The 14,777-nt window shown below is 59.5% G+C and carries 16 protein-coding genes; 4 read left to right on the top strand and 12 right to left on the bottom strand.

Annotation, left to right across the window (positions count from 1 at the left end; translation table 11 throughout):
• Positions 1–94 precede the first annotated feature (94 nt).
• From IC231_RS06980 to IC231_RS07010, 7 genes are all read right to left on the bottom strand, one after another.
• Positions 95–1,159 carry a branched-chain amino acid aminotransferase gene (locus IC231_RS06980; protein WP_190783774.1) on the bottom strand — a complete coding sequence of 355 codons (1,065 nt, stop codon included), beginning with the start codon at positions 1,157–1,159 and terminating at the stop codon, positions 95–97.
• A gap of 138 nt (positions 1,160–1,297) precedes the next feature.
• Positions 1,298–1,846: a cob(I)yrinic acid a,c-diamide adenosyltransferase gene (locus IC231_RS06985; RefSeq protein ID WP_190783775.1), complete on the bottom strand. Its 549-nt coding sequence runs from the start codon at positions 1,844–1,846 to the stop codon at positions 1,298–1,300.
• A gap of 165 nt (positions 1,847–2,011) precedes the next feature.
• Positions 2,012–2,734 carry an ABC transporter ATP-binding protein gene (locus IC231_RS06990; protein WP_185889109.1) on the bottom strand — a complete coding sequence of 241 codons (723 nt, stop codon included), beginning with the start codon at positions 2,732–2,734 and terminating at the stop codon, positions 2,012–2,014.
• A 12-nt stretch (positions 2,735–2,746) separates the two neighbouring features.
• Complete coding sequence (locus IC231_RS06995; RefSeq protein ID WP_190783776.1) at positions 2,747–5,815, bottom strand: tetratricopeptide repeat protein; 3,069 nt, start codon at positions 5,813–5,815, stop codon at positions 2,747–2,749.
• Between the two features lie 6 nt (positions 5,816–5,821).
• Complete coding sequence (gene gatC, locus IC231_RS07000; RefSeq protein WP_190783777.1) at positions 5,822–6,109, bottom strand: Asp-tRNA(Asn)/Glu-tRNA(Gln) amidotransferase subunit GatC; 288 nt, start codon at positions 6,107–6,109, stop codon at positions 5,822–5,824.
• Between the two features lie 28 nt (positions 6,110–6,137).
• On the bottom strand, positions 6,138–6,992 hold the full coding sequence (locus tag IC231_RS07005; protein WP_211538916.1) for a lysophospholipid acyltransferase family protein: 855 nt from the start codon (positions 6,990–6,992) through the stop codon (positions 6,138–6,140).
• A gap of 136 nt (positions 6,993–7,128) precedes the next feature.
• On the bottom strand, positions 7,129–7,707 hold the full coding sequence (locus tag IC231_RS07010; RefSeq protein ID WP_190783778.1) for an NUDIX domain-containing protein: 579 nt from the start codon (positions 7,705–7,707) through the stop codon (positions 7,129–7,131).
• Positions 7,708–8,114: 407 nt separating this feature from the next.
• Here IC231_RS07010 and IC231_RS07015 point away from each other — a divergent pair, with 407 nt between their 5' ends.
• Positions 8,115–8,366, top strand: coding sequence for a hypothetical protein (locus IC231_RS07015; protein WP_190783779.1), 252 nt, complete (start codon positions 8,115–8,117; stop codon positions 8,364–8,366).
• 111 nt (positions 8,367–8,477) lie between these two features.
• The gene (locus IC231_RS07020; RefSeq protein WP_190783780.1) at positions 8,478–9,053 is read left to right on the top strand and encodes a ribonuclease HII; all 576 of its coding nucleotides are present in this window, start codon (positions 8,478–8,480) and stop codon (positions 9,051–9,053) included.
• A gap of 70 nt (positions 9,054–9,123) precedes the next feature.
• Here IC231_RS07020 and IC231_RS07025 read toward each other — a convergent pair whose 3' ends face one another.
• The 3 genes from IC231_RS07025 to IC231_RS07035 are packed head-to-tail and all read right to left on the bottom strand — an operon-like array spanning position 9,124 to position 11,555.
• Positions 9,124–9,549, bottom strand: a complete 426-nt coding sequence (locus IC231_RS07025; protein WP_190783781.1) for a response regulator — start codon at positions 9,547–9,549, stop codon at positions 9,124–9,126.
• Between the two features lie 57 nt (positions 9,550–9,606).
• A complete protein-coding gene (locus IC231_RS07030; RefSeq protein WP_211538917.1) occupies positions 9,607–11,157 on the bottom strand; it encodes a sensor histidine kinase in 1,551 nt (516 codons plus the stop codon).
• A gap of 32 nt (positions 11,158–11,189) precedes the next feature.
• Positions 11,190–11,555, bottom strand: coding sequence for a CZB domain-containing protein (locus IC231_RS07035; RefSeq protein WP_190783782.1), 366 nt, complete (start codon positions 11,553–11,555; stop codon positions 11,190–11,192).
• Between the two features lie 173 nt (positions 11,556–11,728).
• Here IC231_RS07035 and gcvT point away from each other — a divergent pair, with 173 nt between their 5' ends.
• Entirely contained in the window at positions 11,729–12,835 is a 1,107-nt protein-coding gene (gene gcvT, locus IC231_RS07040) for a glycine cleavage system aminomethyltransferase GcvT (protein WP_190783783.1), read from the top strand.
• A gap of 177 nt (positions 12,836–13,012) precedes the next feature.
• Entirely contained in the window at positions 13,013–13,726 is a 714-nt protein-coding gene (locus IC231_RS07045) for a 2-phosphosulfolactate phosphatase (protein WP_190783784.1), read from the top strand.
• A 159-nt stretch (positions 13,727–13,885) separates the two neighbouring features.
• Here the strand turns inward: IC231_RS07045 and IC231_RS07050 are convergent, their stop codons facing one another.
• Both IC231_RS07050 and dtd read right to left on the bottom strand, forming a co-directional pair.
• Positions 13,886–14,212, bottom strand: coding sequence for a nucleotide pyrophosphohydrolase (locus IC231_RS07050; protein ID WP_190783785.1), 327 nt, complete (start codon positions 14,210–14,212; stop codon positions 13,886–13,888).
• An 89-nt stretch (positions 14,213–14,301) separates the two neighbouring features.
• A complete protein-coding gene (gene dtd / locus IC231_RS07055; protein ID WP_190783786.1) occupies positions 14,302–14,748 on the bottom strand; it encodes a D-aminoacyl-tRNA deacylase in 447 nt (148 codons plus the stop codon).
• Between the last annotated feature and the right edge of the window lie 29 nt (positions 14,749–14,777).

The following is a 14,777-nucleotide window of genomic DNA, read 5'->3' on the forward strand; positions in this document are numbered from 1 at the left end:
AATGTTAAAAATGGAAGATGTAAAGGTCGGGAAAAGAAAACAGCCGGCCCCATCAGGAGTCGGCTGCTTGTCATTTAGATGGTGGGTAAGACACTTAAACCGCCACCATCCAGCCATGTGTATCAGGGGCCTGGCCGGTACGGATAGCGTGCAGCGCGGCACCGGCACGCAGTGAAAAGGCATCTTCGCCGGGCGTAGGCAACTCGTGGTCATGGCCCTGGTAGCCGATAACGGAAATAGGCGCAATGGTGGCCGCTGTGCCTACCCCGAATGCTTCCTGCAGACGGCCTTCGGCAAGGGCTTGCATTACTTCTACTGCCGATACTTTCCGCTCTTCTACCTGCATACCCCAATCGCGGGCCAGCTGCAGCACACTGCGGCGCGTGATTCCGTCCAGAATGGAGCTGCTGAGCTCGGGCGTTACCAGCTTGCCATCCAGAATGAAGAGGGCATTCATGGTGCCAGATTCTTCTACATAACGGTGCTCGGAGGCATCGGTCCAGATGAGCTGGTTGTAGCCTTCCAGCTGAGCCAGTTTCGTCGGATACATGGCAGCGCCATAGTTGCCGGCGTTTTTGGCGTAGCCAGCGCCACCTTCCACTGACCGTACATACTTCTCCTCGAAGCGTACCCGGAGCGGCTTGCTGTAGTAGAGGCCCACTGGGCAAGTGAAGATCAGCAGGCGGTAGTTTTCAGAAGGCCGCACGCCAATGAACCCATCCGTGGCAAACATCAGCGGCCGGATATACAGGGCGCTGCCTTGGGTGTTGGGCACCCACTCGGCATCGAGACGGATCAGCTGGGTGAGGCCCTGCATGAACAGTTCCTCCGGAATCTGGGGCATGCACATCCGCTCGGCCGAGGCATTGAGACGGTGCAGATTATCGTGAGGACGAAATAGCGTGATGTCGCCGTCGGCGTTTTTGTAGGCTTTCATGCCTTCAAAAATGGCCTGCCCGTAGTGCAGCGCCGAATTGGCCGGGCTCACGGAAATGTCGCCGTAGGGCAGTAACTGCGCATCCTGCCATTCCCCGTCGCGGTAATCGACCACAAACATGTGGTCGGAGAAGATTTTGCCGAACTCAATATGTTCGGGGTCTAGGTGTTGCAGACGGGAAGCTGAAGTACGCTGGGTCCGGATGGTCACGGTGTCGAGCATAGAAAGGAGAAAAGGAGGATGGGGAATTTGGGGAAAGAGGACAGAGCGTGGTACTGAAACGGGAGCAGGTAAAAGGCGGTTGAGTGCCGGAGTATGCAGCAGATCGAATAGCGGGAAATAGCTACAGCAGGCCGGAAACTACATGCGAGGCTGCCATGCCACTTCTTCTGCGCCGAGGTCGTAGCCCATTTGCCGACTGAGCACAAACAGATAATCGGAGAGTCGGTTCAGATACATGACCACCAAGTCGGCCACAAAAGAGGTTTCGCGCAGCTCAATTACCAGCCGTTCGGCGCGGCGGCAGACGCAACGGGCCACATGCGCAAACGATACCGACTGATGGCCGCCCGGCAGAATAAACACGCGCAGCTCAGGCAGATGCGTGTTCATTTGGTCCATTTCGGTTTCCAGGAGCGTCACGTCGGCCTCATGCAAATCCGGAATCTTCATCTTTGATTTTTCCGGATCGGAAGCGAGTGAGGCGCCAATCGTGAACAGCCGGTCCTGAATTTCCTTGAGCAGGTCGCGGCGCGGCGCATTCACATCCTGGTCGCGCAGCAGGCCGATGTAGGAGTTGAGCTCGTCTACGGTTCCGTAGCAGTCGATGCGGAGGCTGGACTTCGGAACGCGCGTGCCACCGATGAGGGACGTGAGTCCTTTGTCGCCGGTCTTGGTATATATTTTCATGAAAAGCAGATCAGGCAGGAAGAAACAGACCGAAAACAAAACGTCATCTGCGCCGCCGGACGGGCGTCAGCCGCTTTGTTGTCGTGGCAAAGCTACCACATCAAGCAAAAGGGAGACGCCCGGCCAAGTGCCGCAGATGACGTAAAATACAGGCCTCAGCCGAAACTACTTGGCTAGCTGCTCGTGGTGCGTGGCTATATCGGTGTTTTCCTGGTCGGATTCCACCAGTCCGTCGCGAAGGCGCACAATGCGGTGGGCGTAACGAGCTATATCCTCTTCGTGGGTCACCATGATGATGGTGTTGCCTTTCACGTAGAGAGCCTCGAACAGGTCCATGATTTCGTGACTGGTCTTGGTATCGAGGTTGCCGGTGGGTTCGTCGGCCAGAATAATGCTGGGGTCGTTGACGAGGGCCCGGGCAATGGCCACGCGCTGCCGCTGCCCGCCCGAAAGCTCGTTGGGACGGTGCTTGGCGCGCTCGGCTAGGCCCACACTGCGCAGTGCAGCCATGGCCTTTTCCTCACGGTCCGACTTGCTGTAGCCCGCATAAATGAGCGGCAACGCCACATTGTCCAGGGAAGTGGCGCGGGGCAGCAGATTGAACGTCTGGAAAACGAAGCCGATTTCCTTGTTGCGCACATCCGCCAGCTGGTTGTCGGTCATGCGGCTTACGTCCTTGCCATTCAGAATGTAGCGTCCGCCGGTAGGCGTGTCGAGGCAGCCGACGATGTTCATGAGCGTAGACTTGCCGGAGCCGGAAGGCCCCATGAAAGCCACATACTCGCCGCGCTGAATGGTAATGGTAACCGAGCGCAGAGCATGGATTTCCTCGGTGCCCATGCGGTACATCTTCGAGATGTCGTGGGTGTCGATAACGGGGTTCAGCATAGCCGGGCCGGGTTAGTTCCAGGGGGCGGCCGCCGCAGCCTGAGCGGCACGACGGGCGTCATACAGTGTACGAAAGGTAGCGTATTCGGCCGGGGAAAGCAATGCCCGCAATTTGCCCAGCGACGCCGTTGCATATTCGCTCAGCCCGGCCGGTATGGCAGCCAGCGCATACGCCTTCAATAATGCTACAGACTCCGGACTGGCTTCCAGGGCTGCTTGCAAAGCGCCATACGCTCCCAGATAGTCTTGCTGCCGCGTGTAGAAGTCGGCGGCGGCCAACATACCTTTTTCCAGAAACGGCGCTTGCCTGGATAGGCGGCGGTAGAGTACGGCTGCCTGTTTGGGCTGCCGAAGGTTGTCGGCCAGCACGGCCCGCAGGTAGAGGCGGTAGGGCTGGTCGGCCGGCGCGAAATAGCCGCTTTCCGTGAGCTGCTGAAGCGCAGCCGTATTCTTCTGCTGTAGCAGCAGCTCGCCCCGCACCACGTTCCAGTTAGACACACTGGCTTCCTGCTGTTGCGGGCCAGGGCCAGATTGGGCAACTATTCGCTGCGTAGTTGTCAAGTCGCCGGCCGGCAGCGCCCATGCTGCCAGAGCCAGCAGTGCCGTTTCGCGCGCTGTTGGGTTCTGAACCGATTCTGCCGCTTTGGCCAGTTCAGACACGGGCAAAGAATAGCCACGCAACACCAAAAACTGCGCTTTTACAGCATCAGAAGCGGCCACGTACTGTTGGGGGTATTGCAGGGCCAGTACCTGCTGTAGCTGCTGGGCCGGACGTTGCAGTGTCGTATCGGGGCCCTGCAGCAGAGGCGCCACTGCCGCTAGAGCGGAATCCGGCTGCTGGTTCAGGGCCAGCGCGTAGGCGCGGTTCAGGCGGGCTTCGGGGTAGCCTGCGCCCGTGCGCGCGGCAGCCCCAAAAGCAGTAGCAGCCGCACCTGGAGCACGCATTTCCAGCAGCCACAACGCCGCCACGTTCTGGTAGTAGGCTGCGCTGGAAGTATTGCCGGCCATCAGCGGCGCCAGCGAAGTGCGCGCGGGCATTGGCTGGCCGCTGTAGTACTGCGTAAGAGCCCGCAGAAAGGTGAGTTGCTCGAAGTACGCCTCGTTGCTGGGGCGCTGCGTAAGCTGCGTGAGGGCCGCCAGATAAGTTGTGTCGTGGGCGGTAGCCTGCCGAAGCGCACTATGATAGAGGCGGGCAAACTCCGGCACGGTCAGGTTGGCAGTGGGGTCAGGCGCTACCAGTGGCTCCGGCTCCGAGCTGTCCCGGTTCAGCTTTTGCAGAAGCAGCACATTGCTTTGCCAGGCCGCGTCTTCATCAGCACCTTTCGTCTTTACCACGCGCCACGCATCAGTAAACTGCTGGTTCTGGAGCAGGAATGCCAGCCGATTGGTTCGCACAACCGTGCTACCGGGGTCAGCAGCTTCGGCACGGTTGAGGTACCAGTTCACCGAATCAGACAGTGTGGAGCGCGAATAGAGGTGCGCAAGGTCGTTGTTGAGCCGTGCGCTGGTCGGCGTACTTTTCAGGCCTTCCCGTAGAGCCGCCAGCCGGTCAAAAAAGTCGGTCGGCTCATTGTAAAGCGAGGCCAGGCGCAGGGAAATCTTTTCGGATGGTCGCCTGCTTAGGGCCCGGCGTAGAATATTGATTTCGTTCTGGCGCTGCAGCCGGAACCGATACAGCGCGGCCCGGCCCAGACTGGCCTTGTGGTTGTGCTCATCGAGAATATCGCTTTCGGCATAATAGCGCTCGGCCAGCAGGGCCAGGCCTTCCCGGCCTGGTTCCAGCTCACTCTGCAGGCGGGTCAGGTCGCCGAGGTTGTTGTAGTAGCCGGCCTGCACCTGATACAGCGTCTCGGTGTTGTTGCGCAGGTCCACCGCTATTACCGCCCCGATTCCGATTACATACACGATGAAAAAGGGCAGGCGGCGCGGGGCGTATACCACGCGGTACACCCGTAGCCGCTGCCGGATGAGTGGCGCGTAATTGAGCAGGATGTACACCAGATACGCCAGCCCGCAGGTGAAGAGCGCCAAGGCCGTGAAGTGGCGAGCGGCCAGCAGCAGCGGGTCGTTGGCGGTGGCGAAGGCATAGCCGACGAAGGCCGCTGCCAGCAGCACCAACACCAGATACAGATATGCCGCGCCTGGCTTGTAAGGCAGCCAGCCGCCGTAAGACGCCTCGCGCCGCTGCAGGCCCAGCCACCCGATAGCCACGGCCGGCAGCAGCAGAACCAGCGGGTCGAGATGCACGCCCGGTAGTAACAGCAGGTCGCCGCCGTTCCACAGATACAGGCCCAACGTGCCCAGATACAGCAGGCTCGCCAGCACAAACGGCAGCAGCCCGAAGCGGCTGCCCGGGTTTTCGGCTTGGGTATTGAACCACAGCAGCCCGTTGATATTCTCTATGGCTACCCACAGCACCAGCAGGGCCGTGATAATGGCCCCGCCATTCGTGGTGAAGCTGGCCAGATGCAGCGCTGTAGCTTCCGGCGGCAGTTCGGAGCGGTAGAGCAGCAGCGCCGCCAGCCCGGCAACCAGCACCAGGAATACCAGCAGCCGGCGGCCCATCGGCACATTTTCCCAGAAAGCATGGAAAGCGTAGGCCGGCAGCCCCAGCACCACAAGCGTCAGGATCAGGAAGTACTGCTGCTGCGAGTTGAAAATCCCCAGTAGGTCAGCATTCAGCGACATGAGCAGGAAAATCAGCCCCGCCATGCCGGCCACAAACGCCATGCGCGGCAGCGTGCTGACGACAGTCAGGAAGTAGACCAACGCCCCAGCCAGCAGCAGCAGCAGGGCGTAAGCCGCCTCCGGCCGCACGTAAGGCCCCACCAAGTCGTGCGTTTGAGTGAGCAGGTAGCCATTCACGCGTACCGGCAGCGCCGCCAAGCCTACCCGTACGTGCGACAGCACAGTAGGCACGGGCTTGAGTTGGGCTACCGTCTCTACGGGCAGGGCCGCGTCGTCGCCGGTGAAGTAGTGATAGATGACCAGCAGCGCGGCCAGCGCCGTCAGCAGAAAAAGGCCCAGCCACAACGGACTGCGCCACAGGGTGGTGCGAGGAGCAGGAAGAGAAACCGGCACTTGACGCTATTCCAGCACTTTTGGTACGCGGAAATAATCGGAATCCTTGCGCGGTGCGTTGCGCAGGCCTTCCTGGTGGCTCACCGTGTTCTGGGGCTCATCGGGGCGCAGCACGTTGATTTCGTGCGACAGATGGACCAGCGGTTCCACGTCCGTCGTGTCGAGCTGGCGCAGGTGGTCTACCCAATCCAGAATCTTGTTCAGCTCGCCCAGCATCTGCTGCTCTTTGGATTCGTCGAGTTCGAGGCGGGAAAGATGGGCCAGTTGGCGCAGGGTGGCTATGTCGGTGCTCACGGAGGAATTAGGAATTAGAAATGAAGAATTAAGAATTGGTAGAGGCCAATTCCTGCTTTTGAGGCGCTTGCGGCGTTGGCGTGGTGCCTGGCGCCGCCGGAGCCGATGATGGACGCCAGTGGCTGGGCTCCGGAATGCCTTGGGCTTCGGGGCGGAAACCGCTGGTAATAATGTCATAGACGCGCTGGCGCAGCGCGGGCGCGTCGGCGGCCGTGAGGCCAGTGGTTGGAATCGGCTCGTGCAGCGTGATGGCCAGCGGCGAGTAGCGCACGCGCAGGCCGTCAACATCGGGCATAAACCGGTGGTTCAGTGGCATCGTAATGGGCACGATGGGGACGCCGGCAGCAATGGCCAGCTGGAAGGCGCCGTCCTTGAACTCGCCCATTTCCTCACCGGGCTTCTTGGAAATCGAGCCTTCCGGAAAAATAATCACCGAGCGGCCGGCTTCCAGGGTGCGGCGCGCCTGCACCATGGCCCGGCCCCGGCTGATGGCGTTGTCCCGGTCGACAGTAATATAGGCCCGCCCGAAAATAGGGCCCCAGACCGGCACCCGGGCCAGTGAGAGTTTGCCCATAATGTTGAGCCAGCCAGGAATCGTGCGGAACAGCAGCGGGATATCGATGTAAGAGCTGTGGTTGGCAACATACAGACAGGGCTGGCCAGCGGGCAGCGGGCTTTTCCTGACCGTTTCTACCGGCATGCCCCACATAAAAATGAACAGCTTGCTCCAGTAGCGGTTCAGGGTGTGCAGGTGTCGGTGCCACTGCGGCTTCCTGCTCAGAGCCAGCTGCAGCGGATACGTCACCACGAAGGGCATAACGAACCAGAACGTAGCCCACGTGGTGTAAAGCCGATGACCGATGTAGCGCAGAAGGTACCGCATGGGTACAAAGGTAAAATTCAAATGCTGAAGTGCCGGGCTTGTAAGGCCGCGCGCCAGAACAAGGCTGGTTTCAGGGGCGTGCAAACCAGAATAGCCTAGTGTAAAGTTTACAAGGGAAAGACTGTTTTCTGCTCGCTTACTGTTCGCGGCTGGCCAGCACTTTTTCCGCTTTCAGCAACCCCGCCACGCTCACGGCATCCGTAATGCGATTGTCCATCACCATCTGTACGGCCTCGGCCAGCGGCAGCTTCCAGAGGCGCAGGTCCTCGGTTTCCTCGGGTTCTACCTCGCCGTGCTCCAGGTCCTCGGCCAGAAACACGAATCCCTCCTCATCGGTCACGGAGTTGGAGGTGTGCAGGCGCGCAATGTTGGTCCAGCGGCGGGCCAGCAGGCCGGTTTCCTCGCGCAATTCGCGCTGCGCCGATTCCAGCGTGTCCAACTCTACCGGGCCGCCGCCCATCGGAATTTCCCAGCTGTACTCGCTGAGCGGGTAGCGGTACTGGCCCACCAGCCACGTATTGCCGTCCGCATCCACCGGCACAATGCCCAGGGCCTTGTTTTTCATCGTCACGACGCCGTAGATGCCCCGCCCGCCGCTGGGGTTGAGCACCTGGTCCTCACGGACGCTGATCCAGGGGTTGTGGTATTTGACTTCGGTGCTAAGCACCTGCCAGGGGTTGTGGGTTTCGTCGAGCGAATCGTCGGGGTAGCGCATGCGGAATGAAAGAAGTGCGGACGGTCAAAAGTAAAGATAAGGCCGCGACGGGTTGGGCATCCATCGGGCCAGGGGGTAGATTGGTCGGCGGAATCAGGCAGTTGGCCAAATAAAATGGGGCAAGCTGCTGATGGTAAGTAGCTTTGTGTCATCAATACAAGGTGTGAGGGCGTTTTGTGGAAAGGAAGGCCTCTCTTACACCGTGCCGGATTGATGCCAGGAGTAGGGTGGATGATTACTTATTCAACCGGCACCGTATTTAAAAAGACCGTTGCGGGATGCGACGGTCTTTTTGCGTTTTAGAGGCTGAAAGCTGGAGGCGCCAAGATTCTGTTTCAACCTCCCGCCCGGCTGCGCCGTACCATTTCAAAGCCGACCGTTCACCTTCCGGTCGGTTCTGTTTTTCTATGGCCAACCAACCCAAAAACCAGTCTAGCCAGAATCAAAACGCCCAACCCGGCGACCCATTGTTCAATCTGAAGCATGCGCAGGCCGAATCGGAACTGAGCGTACAGACCAACGGCCTCGGGCCCATCAGCAACGTGTACGTCAGCTCCGACGAGGACGAAGAGCTGGACGAAGGACCGCGCGACAAGCAGGGCCTGCGCCGTGGAGAAACACCTCCCAGTGACGGTTCCGCTGCTGGCAGCCACAAATAGATATCGATAACCGCATTTCAGGTATTACCTAAAAAAGGCCTCTCCGGGCGCTACGGCCGCCGGGGAGGCCTTTTTGCGTGCGGGGGCACCAGCCGGTGTTATCTTTGCCGCATGTTGCTCGCCTCCCATACCGGCCACCCGCTCGAAGCGGGCCTCGACGAAGCCGGCCGGGGCTGCCTGGCCGGTCCGGTTTTCGCCGCCGCCGTTATTCTGCCGCCCGATTTCTCGCCGCCCTACCTCAACGACTCCAAACAGATCAGTGCCCGCCGCCGCACTGCCCTGCGCGCCGACATATGCCGCGAGGCCATTGCCTGGGCCGTTGCGGAGGCCTCGCCGGAAGAAATTGCGGCTATCAACATTGCGCAGGCCAGCTACCTAGCCATGCACCGTGCCGTTGCTGCGCTGGCCGTGCGCCCCGGCCATTTGGCTGTCGATGGGAACCGGTTCCGGCCGTATGCCGGCCTGGAGCACACCTGCCTTATCAAAGGCGATGCGCACTACCGGCATATTGCGGCGGCATCCATCGTGGCCAAAACGTTTCGGGATGAGCGTATGAGCGAGCTGGCCCTGCTTTACCCGCACTACGGCTGGGAGCAGAACGCCGGATACCCCACGGCCCGCCACCGCGCCGCTATTCGGCAGCACGGGCCCACTGAACACCACCGCATGGGCTTTCGGCTGCTGTAGGCAGGTACAAAGCAAAACGCCGGCCCATACGAAGTATGGGCCGGCGTTTTGCTTTGTACAGATCTGCTCGCTACTCTTTCATCTTCAGCAGGTCGAGAAAGAGGCTGAAGCCATCGACGGTGGTGCCGCCTTCCCCGAAACTATCGAAGCTGAGCGGCTTGATGATGTAGCCGCTGACGGACAGCTCCTGTGCTTTCAGCCGTTCTGAGTCCAGGTCGGAAGTAGTCATGATAAACACATTCAGACCAACAAATTCCGGATCTGAGCGAAGCTGCTCCAGCAACTCAAGACCGTTCATACGCGGCATGTTAATGTCGAGCATCACTACACTCGGATGCTCTATTTTAGGCTGACCAGCCTCGCCACGCAGCATATTGAGAGCTTCGCGGCCATTGCGGGCAATGTGCAGCGGTACGTCGACGTTGTTCTTGCGAAGTTCACGCTGCACGTTCATGATGTCCATCTGGTCGTCTTCGACCAAGAGAATACTGGGCATGTCAGGTGCGGATTGAGTGGATAAAAGTAAGCCAGGCAGACAAGCTGCTGGCTTAGGCTATACGGCAGAGGTTGATTTTGGTGCCGATATAGTGGCAGTGTTGCGCTTTTCTGGTACTGGCCGGGGTTGGCGAGGCCACGTGAAAATGAACGTAGCGCCCTTCCCTTCCTCCGATTCGACACGGATGGTGCCGCCCTGCCGTTCCACTATTTTTTTTACAATAGCCAAGCCTACACCAGTGCTTTCCAGCGTGTCGCGCTCAGTCAGCGTCTGAAAAATGACGAAAATCCGCTCGTGATATTCCGGCGCAATGCCCGGGCCATTATCAGCAACGGAAAACGTGAAAAAGTCTTTGTCCTCTACGCACCCAATGCGCAACAGCGCCGCTTCAGGCTGATGATGGTACTTGACAGCGTTGCTGATGAGATTGGTAAACACCTGCTGAAGCTGCACGCGGTTGGTGACCAGCGTCGGCAGATAAAAGGGAAGCTCTACCTCGAAGCCATCTGGCAGACTCAGCGAGTCGATGATTTCACGCAGCAGCTGCCGCACAAACACTGGTTCGTCGTCTTGGGCGGCGCGGCCTACCCTGGCCAGGTCCAGAATGCCCGTGATGAGGTGCTCCATGCGGCGCACCCGCTGGCGCATCAGCAGCAGAAATTCCCGGATGTGGGGCGGAGTATCCTGGCCCATATCCTCTTCAATCCAGCGCGAAGCACTTTCGATACCCCGCAGCGGCGCCTTCAAATCGTGTGATACGACATAGGCGAACTGGTCTAACTCCTGATTGCGGCGTTCCAGCTGGTTGATGTTGCCGTTGATGGTAATGGCCATCTGGTTCAGGGACGCGGCCAGTTCACTCAACTCGTCATCCTCCGTCTCATGCAACTGGGTGTGGTAGTGGCCCGCCGCAATCCGCGCCGACATCGAAACCATGGTTTGGATGCGGCGGCCAATGAGTCGGACTACATACGCGGCCCACGCCAGCCCGAGCAGAATAGCCAGCAGCGTGATGCCAATGGAAATCTGGCGGGTTTCGCGGATGCTCTGCTGCAGCTTGATAGCCTGCTTCTCGCGCAGTTTCAGCTCCTCCTGGTCAAAGGCAGCAAACAGCACCCGAATCTGGTCCATGAGGCGCTTGCCCTGCAGGCTCTCGGCCAAGCCCCGGTGCTCTACTCCCTGCAAGCCGGCCTGGTTGGGCAGGCGGCGGCGGGCTTCCCGCTTCTCGCCCACCAGCAAGTGCGAATAGTCGAGCCACTCGCGGAAAAGCTGGCGGCCGCGCACAATGCGGGCCCGCTGCCCGGAGGAAGGCTCCAGCGTGGTTAGCAGATGCTCAAAATGTCCCAGCAAATACCGCTCGCCCTGATGGTAGGGCTCCAGCACTTCTTCCTTGCCGATGAGCATATAGCCCCGGAAGCCGGTTTCCATGTCCACGATGTTGCGCATGAGCGTGGCTGCTTCGGCCGAAGTGCGCTGGGAGAGCTGCACCCGGCGGGCGTTGCGCAGCACTTTGCGGGAAAGTTGGTAGTTGACGACCACGACGCCGACAAACAGCAGCGAAATCACCAGAAAACCAGCAAAGAGCTTCGTAGAAATCTTCAGCTTCATGCGCAACTGTTAGGGGAAAGGCAGGCAGAATACTACTGCCCCCTACGCATCTTCTGCTCCATAGTTTGCAGCAGCACCGTGATACGGTCGGCCAGCCGGTCGATGATGGGCAGGCCGGCCAGCGCGGCCTCGGTGTTGCCTTGCTTGTGCATATCCATGAGGCGGTTGGCCTCCATGTGTACCTGAATATGCAAGCGGTCCAGCTCCTGCGACTCCGGCAGGTGCTTGTAAGGCCCCAGCGCCCGGTCCCGAATCCAGTGGCCGAAATTGCACTGCTGCGGGTCGCGGATGGGCCCCTGGCTGATGCCACTACCGTAGAGGTAGGAGCGGAGCTTGGATTTGAACAGCAGGTGCTTCACCAATCCGGATTCAAAGTCCTGCTTAAGTTCGTCGGTCATAAAGGAGAAAGCCAGCAGCTGACGGGTAAGTCAAGGTAGAAAACAGCTGCTATGCCCGGAAAAAAATAATAAGACATACGCCGGGCAAAGATACAAGTCTGTGAACTGCCGAGCAGAATTGGCTAATTTCGCCGAGCCACTTGTTCGGCTCCACCAATCCCACCTTTCTCCCGATGAGCGAGACTCTCAAGACCGTTGTTCTGAATGATGTGCACCAGCAGTTAGGTGCCAAAATGGTGCCTTTTGCCGGCTACAACATGCCCGTGCGCTACTCTTCCGACCTCGACGAGCACCACACGGTGCGCCGCGCGGTCGGCATTTTCGACGTGTCGCACATGGGCGAGTTCCGGGTGCGCGGGCCGCATGCGCTGGACCTGATTCAGCGCGTGACCAGCAACGACGCCAGCAAGCTGCAGGATGGCAAAGCGCAGTACTCCTGCCTGCCCAACAAGGAGGGCGGCATCGTGGATGACCTGCTGGTATACAAGATGGCCGACGAGGATTATCTGCTGGTTGTCAACGCCTCCAACATCGACAAAGACTGGAACTGGATCAGCCAGCACAACACCAATGGGGCTGAAATGGAAAACGTTTCGGACGAAATCAGCCTGTTTGCGGTACAGGGCCCCAAAGCCCAGGCCGCGCTGCAAGGCCTCACTGACACCGACCTAAGCAGCATTCCGTACTATTCCTTCGTGCAGGGCACATTTGCCGGGGCTCCTGATGTCATTATTTCGGCTACGGGATATACTGGTGCAGGTGGCTTCGAGCTATACGTGCCCAATCAATATGCTAAGCAGGTGTGGGACAAGGTGATGGAAGCCGGCCAGCCCTATGGCCTGAAACCCATTGGCCTGGGTGCCCGTGATACGCTGCGCCTGGAAATGGGCTACTGCCTCTACGGCAACGATATCGACGACCAGACGTCGCCGCTGGAGGCTGGGCTGGGCTGGATTACCAAGTTCACGAAGGACTTCACCAATGCCGAGAACCTCAAAAAGCAGAAGGAAGCCGGCGTGGAGCGCAAGCTGGTGGGCTTCCTGATGGACGGGGCCGGCATTCCGCGCGGCCACTACGAGCTGGTAAACGAGGCCGGCGAAAAAATCGGAGACGTGACAAGTGGCACCCAGTCGCCGAGCCTGAGCAAAGGCATCGGAATGGGCTACGTGAAGACTGAGCTGAGCGCGCCGGGCAGCAAAATTTTCGTGCTGGTGCGTGGCAAGCAGTTGCCTGCCACCGTCGTGAAACTGCCTTTCGTGAAAGGCACGGAAGAGGCGTAAGCGTTAACCGGCTTCATAGTTGCCGATTTGCTGTACTGTCATTTACCTACAATGTCATCCTGAGCAGAGCGAAGGACCTCGCCACGTCAGCACGAGCCGTTTTGGCGGGTGTCGTTCTGGCGTAATAAGGTTCTTCGCTCTGCTCAGGATGACAGTTTTTCTTCGCTCAGTTTTTGCATGCCAACTATTGATATCTGCTTCTCGCCGGAGCTGCTGCCCCTCTACAGTCTGCCGGGTCGGGTGGCCGTGGTGGTCGACATTCTGCGGGCCACTTCTTCCATCGTGACGGCGCTGGCGCAGGGTGTAGCGCACATGGTGCCTGTCAGCGAGCTGGCCGAATGCCGGGCGCTGGCCGCCAGCGGCTACCTGACGGCCGCCGAGCGGGATGGCCGGCAGGCCGAAGGCGTCGACCTGGGCAACTCGCCTTTCGGCTACCTCGATGGCGTGGTGCCGGTGCGCGGCCGAAATGTGGCCATCACCACCACCAACGGTACCCGTGCGCTGCACCTGTCCCAGGCGGCCGATACGGTAGTAGTAGGGGCGTTTCTGAACCTGGCGGCTGTAGCGGAATTTCTGCGCCGGCAGAACAAAGATGTGGTAGTGGTGTGCGCCGGCTGGAAGGGCAAGTTCTGCCTCGAAGACACGTTGTATGCCGGGGCCCTGGCCGCGCGACTCACGGATACCTTCGATACAACGGATTCAGACGCCACATTGGCCGCGCTGGACTTATGGCAGGCGGCCGAGCCGGATGTAGCGAGCTATTTGCTCAAATCGTCGCACGTGCGCCGCCTCAACAGCCTGGAGTCGCACAAGGACATGGAATTCTGCGTGCGGCCTGATGTGTACGACGTGGTGCCGGTGTTCCGGAATGACCGGATTGAGCTTGATTAGTGATGTGGTGACAGGTAAACAGAACGTCATTCCGAGCGAAGGCGCAGCCGTAGTTGAGGAATCTCGCGTGCTGATGTTGTGGCAGTATTATTTACCACACTAGCGAGATTCCTCGACTTCGCTCGGAATGACGTTCTGTTTACCTGTCACCTGTCACCATCAGTGCAGCTTCTCATTGTTGCGGTGGCGGTCGGCGTCGCGCAGAGTTTTCTTGGCGAGGTTGCGTTGCAAGGCTGCAGTGAGGTCAACGCCGGTCTGGTTGGCCAGGCAAATGACCACGAACAACACGTCAGCCAGCTCATCGGCCAGCACCTTGTCCTTGTCCGATTCCTTGAAGGACTGCTCGCCGTACTGCCGGGCAATGATGCGGGCTACTTCGCCGACTTCCTCCGTGAGCATGGCCATGTTGGTCAGCTCGTTGAAGTACCGGATGCCGGTCGTCTGGATCCACTGGTCGACGGTTTGCTGGGCTTCTTCGATGGTCATGGGGGTAGATTGGAAGGGTTTAAATTCTAGCAGCGCCATCTGTATAGACGGATATAACCGAGCAGCAAGCCTGCCACTCCATAAATCTGCTACTCCGGTGAGTCCAGCACAATGGTAACGGGGCCGTCGTTGAGCAGCTCTACCTGCATATCTGCCCCAAACTCGCCGGTAGCAACGGGCTGGCCGAGTAGCTGCTCTAGCTGCTGCACAAACTGCTCGTAGAGCGGAATGGCCACCGGCGGCGGTGCGGCCCCGATATAGCTGGGGCGGTTGCCTTTGCGGGCATCTGCCAGTAGCGTAAACTGGCTAACGACCAGCACCTGCCCGCCTACATCCTGCACCGAGCGGTTCATTTTGCCTTCCTCATCAGCGAAAATACGTAGCTGCGTGAGCTTCCGCGCCATCCAGTCGAGCGAGCTGGTTGTGTCGGTGGGAGAGAAGCCGGCCAGCACCAGCAGACCGGGGCCAATCTGGCCGGTAATGCGGCCTTCTACGGTAACGCTGGCGTGGCTGACACGCTGTAGGAGAGTGCGCATAGGAGTGGCTGAGGTTGGAACACACACAG

This window comes from Hymenobacter duratus (assembly GCF_014698995.1).
GTDB classification, from domain to species: Bacteria; Bacteroidota; Bacteroidia; order Cytophagales; family Hymenobacteraceae; genus Hymenobacter; species Hymenobacter duratus.

What these genes read in the sequence shown, in the direction of transcription:
- IC231_RS06980 (WP_190783774.1), bottom strand. Translation starts at nt 1,159, where the DNA reads ATGCTCGACACCGTGACCATCCGGACCCAGCGTACTTCAGCTTCCCGT.
- IC231_RS06985 (WP_190783775.1), bottom strand. Translation starts at nt 1,846, where the DNA reads ATGAAAATATATACCAAGACCGGCGACAAAGGACTCACGTCCCTCATC.
- IC231_RS06990 (WP_185889109.1), bottom strand. Translation starts at nt 2,734, where the DNA reads ATGCTGAACCCCGTTATCGACACCCACGACATCTCGAAGATGTACCGC.
- IC231_RS07005 (WP_211538916.1), bottom strand. Translation starts at nt 6,992, where the DNA reads ATGCGGTACCTTCTGCGCTACATCGGTCATCGGCTTTACACCACGTGG.
- IC231_RS07010 (WP_190783778.1), bottom strand. Translation starts at nt 7,707, where the DNA reads ATGCGCTACCCCGACGATTCGCTCGACGAAACCCACAACCCCTGGCAG.
- IC231_RS07015 (WP_190783779.1), top strand. Translation starts at nt 8,115, where the DNA reads ATGGCCAACCAACCCAAAAACCAGTCTAGCCAGAATCAAAACGCCCAA.
- IC231_RS07020 (WP_190783780.1), top strand. Translation starts at nt 8,478, where the DNA reads ATGTTGCTCGCCTCCCATACCGGCCACCCGCTCGAAGCGGGCCTCGAC.
- IC231_RS07025 (WP_190783781.1), bottom strand. Translation starts at nt 9,549, where the DNA reads ATGCCCAGTATTCTCTTGGTCGAAGACGACCAGATGGACATCATGAAC.
- IC231_RS07030 (WP_211538917.1), bottom strand. Translation starts at nt 11,157, where the DNA reads ATGAAGCTGAAGATTTCTACGAAGCTCTTTGCTGGTTTTCTGGTGATT.
- IC231_RS07035 (WP_190783782.1), bottom strand. Translation starts at nt 11,555, where the DNA reads ATGACCGACGAACTTAAGCAGGACTTTGAATCCGGATTGGTGAAGCAC.
- gcvT (WP_190783783.1), top strand. Translation starts at nt 11,729, where the DNA reads ATGAGCGAGACTCTCAAGACCGTTGTTCTGAATGATGTGCACCAGCAG.
- IC231_RS07045 (WP_190783784.1), top strand. Translation starts at nt 13,013, where the DNA reads ATGCCAACTATTGATATCTGCTTCTCGCCGGAGCTGCTGCCCCTCTAC.
- IC231_RS07050 (WP_190783785.1), bottom strand. Translation starts at nt 14,212, where the DNA reads ATGACCATCGAAGAAGCCCAGCAAACCGTCGACCAGTGGATCCAGACG.
- dtd (WP_190783786.1), bottom strand. Translation starts at nt 14,748, where the DNA reads ATGCGCACTCTCCTACAGCGTGTCAGCCACGCCAGCGTTACCGTAGAA.